The 3,014-nt window shown below is 52.1% G+C and carries 5 protein-coding genes; 1 reads left to right on the top strand and 4 read right to left on the bottom strand.

Going from position 1 to position 3,014, the window contains the following annotated elements:
- Positions 1-50 precede the first annotated feature (50 nt).
- The 4 genes from ACESZH_RS23695 to ACESZH_RS23680 form a co-directional block, all read right to left on the bottom strand.
- Positions 51-383: a type II toxin-antitoxin system HicB family antitoxin gene (locus ACESZH_RS23695; RefSeq protein WP_373219542.1), complete on the bottom strand. Its 333-nt coding sequence runs from the start codon at positions 381-383 to the stop codon at positions 51-53.
- A gap of 65 nt (positions 384-448) precedes the next feature.
- Positions 449-700: a hypothetical protein gene (locus ACESZH_RS23690; protein WP_177965199.1), complete on the bottom strand. Its 252-nt coding sequence runs from the start codon at positions 698-700 to the stop codon at positions 449-451.
- Entirely contained in the window at positions 681-1,253 is a 573-nt protein-coding gene (locus ACESZH_RS23685; RefSeq protein ID WP_177965200.1) for a DUF3990 domain-containing protein, read from the bottom strand. Before ACESZH_RS23685 ends, ACESZH_RS23690 begins: the two co-directional genes overlap by 20 nt.
- Positions 1,247-1,471: a DUF3791 domain-containing protein gene (locus tag ACESZH_RS23680; RefSeq protein ID WP_177965201.1), complete on the bottom strand. Its 225-nt coding sequence runs from the start codon at positions 1,469-1,471 to the stop codon at positions 1,247-1,249. The genes ACESZH_RS23685 and ACESZH_RS23680 overlap by 7 nt, the downstream gene beginning before the upstream one ends.
- Positions 1,472-1,625: 154 nt before the next feature.
- Here ACESZH_RS23680 and ACESZH_RS23675 point away from each other — a divergent pair.
- On the top strand, positions 1,626-3,014 hold a 1,389-nt coding region (locus ACESZH_RS23675; protein ID WP_373219541.1), incomplete at its 3' end, for a phage tail tape measure protein.

The raw sequence follows: 3,014 nt of genomic DNA, 5'->3' as shown, positions 1-3,014 counted from the left end.
TCGACTTGAATTCAGTTAAAACGCTGACATTTGGAAAAAGGTGCTGATTTTTATAAGGTGCTGATAAATGGACAAATTCTGAGCGTGAAAAATCCCCGCTCGGCCTTGTGCGGCTGGGCGGGGAACATGTTACTGGGCCTGTGGTCTAATTTGTTTCGGGAAGGCAGCTGGTTGTTAATTCCTTCTTCCGATGCCGCAGCAAGCCATTCGGCTTTTGCATCCCGAGCATTAGCGATTGCTGCTTCTATTGTGTCACCGCAGGTAATGCATCCGGGCAGGTCGGGGTAGGAAACAACAAATCCACCTTCATCTGGATCGGGAACGACTTTCAGATCGTTGAAACCTGCAAGATTGTTCTCTGTAATACCAAGACGGCGAAGCATTTCTTCCTCAGAGATGGAATCGGATGATTCAGAAGTGTTGATTTTTTTCTCGATCATGGAAGCTCCTATGCTGAAACTGGATCAGTGGGATTTAGGGTATCTTCAAAGGTATCTCGGAGATAATCCGGCCCTTCCATCCAAAGTCCGGTGGAATAATCAAACAGCATTTTGTATGCCGGAGATGACGCAAACTGGAAAAACAGGTTGGAGAAAGGAACTCCGGTATCCTTACTGTAATCTTCAAGCATGGCGCGCATAACGCTGACCGCGCACGCTTCTCGTTGCTGATCAGTTATTTCAAATGTGGTTGAAATCATAGCAATCACTCCTTATGAATTCGAGAGACTGGATGACTTTTCCGTTGCAAAAGCAGAATTGGTCTTCCAGACGATTTGGTAGCAGCAGTGTGATGGCGATGCTGTCTGCCTGTTCAGAACCGGGTTCACCATAAGCACCGGTAGTATAAAGCTGAAGAGTGCGGGCAGTTTGGTCATTGGCTATTTTCCCTCCGATAATGTCGAATGCGGCGTATTGTTTTCGAAGGTCGGGGAAAAGCGTACCTCTTCGGCTTGAAGCGACAAAATGGAGCCAGTCTCGGTCAGCCGATTGAAACAGGTGGACAGATGTTTCCGACGTCAGATGAAGTTTGAATACGGAGATGTATCCTAAAGTAGTATCAGGGGGCAGTTTTCCTTCTTTGACCTGCTTGTTGACAGACAGCGGAACAAAGTTCTGTGCCTGCTTATAGGAACTTGTAACGTAGAAACCACGCCCGAAATCTTTGCCCGCTTTGCATTTGTCAAGATCGATCTGAGATACCCGTGTGAAGCTGCCGTGATAAAGAAGCATTCCATCAGTTAAAGTCAGCATACGGAAACACCTCGATTCTTCAGCATTTCTTCGACATCATCCAACACGCATTCATAGCCGCTTAAGTGGAGGATGTCATAGCAGCTAGCGATAAAACCAAATACATCGTTATCCTGAAATATTTTCGAGCAGGCTTCGGGGGATTTCTTCCATCTGGTTTGAGCCATGCGGAAGATCCAGCACTGCATATCAGCAATATCAATATCATGTTCACTCATAGAGCATTCCCTCCTTGAGTATATTATTTCAATTTAAGTATAGCTCGTTTTTTCCGGATTATCAACAGATATTTTGTGAACGAAACCAGTAAAACTGCCTGTCCACTCACCTGTGGATGGGCCTTTTTCATGCCAATAAGGAGGTGGTCAGAGCATGGCATCCAGAATCCAGGGAATCACGGTAGAGATCGGCGGCGATACCACAAAACTGTCGTCCGCGCTGTCCGGGGTCAACAAGGAGATCAAGAATACCCAGACACAGCTGAAGGACGTGGAGAAGCTGCTGAAGCTGGACCCGTCCAATACGGAGCTGGTGGCGCAGAAGCAGAAGCTCCTGAAGGATGCCATTGCCCAGACGAAGGAAAAGCTGGACACGCTGAAGACCGCTGCGGTGCAGGCCAATGAGCAGCTCCAGAAGGGCGAGATCACCCAGCAGCAGTACGATGCGCTCCAGCGTGAGATCCAGGAGACCGAGCAGACGCTCAAATCACTGGAGGCACAGGCGGCTTCCACCAATACCACCCTTGCGAAGATCGAAGAAGTCGGCGGCAAGATGGAAAAGGTGGGCAACTCCATTGCCGGTGTCGGTAAGAAGATGTCGGTGGTGTCTGCGGCTATTGCCGGTGTGGGCGCGGCTGCGGTGAAGACCACGGCAGAGTTCGACAGCCAGATGTCCACGGTGAAATCCATCTCCGGCGCGACCGGTGAGGAATTTGACGCACTCCGGGAAAAGGCGTTGGAAATGGGCTCCAAGACCAGCTTCTCCGCGACCGAGGCTGGACAGGCAATGGAGTACATGGCACTGGCCGGCTGGAAGACCGAGGACATGGTGGACGGTATTGCCGGTATCATGGACGCGGCTGCTGCTTCCGGTGAGAACCTTGCGACTACCTCCGACATCATCACGGACGGTCTGACTGCCTTTGGCCTGTCCGCCAAGGACTCCGCACACTTTGCGGATGTTCTGGTCAAGACCGGCAACAGCGCCAACACCACCGTGTCCATGATGGGCGAGACCTTCAAGTATGCCGGCGCTGTGTGCGGCTCCCTCGGTATTTCCATTGAGGACGCCGCCATCGCTACCGGTCTTATGGGCAACGCAGGTATCAAGGCCAGCAACGCCGGTACTGCCCTGCGCACCGGCCTTACCAACCTCGTCAAGCCCACCGACCAGATGGCAACCGCGATGGAAAAGTACGGTGTGGCGGTGCAGACCAACGCGGACGGCAATGTGGACCTCATGGCCACGATGGAGAACTGCCGCACGGCACTTGGCGGTCTGGAAAAGACCGAGCAGGCGGCGGCTATTGCTGCCATCTTCGGCAAGAACGCCATGTCCGGCTGGTCGGCTATCGTCAACGCTTCGGAGGAGGACTTCTACAAGCTGACCGAGGCCATCTACAGCGCGGACGGTGCGGCGCAGGAGGCCGCAGCCATCAAGCTGGACAACCTGCAGGGACAGATTACTGTTGGACAGCGAATTGAGAGAGACGCAAACGGCAAATTATTTTTCCGCTTTTCAAATAATCGACCGCGCAGTCTG

The organism is Ruminococcus sp. 5_1_39BFAA (genome assembly GCF_964240875.1).
GTDB lineage: Bacteria > Bacillota > Clostridia > Lachnospirales > Lachnospiraceae > Blautia_A.
The sequence above is the reverse complement of the archived record's forward strand: the minus strand, read 5'-3'. Positions and strand labels throughout refer to the sequence as shown.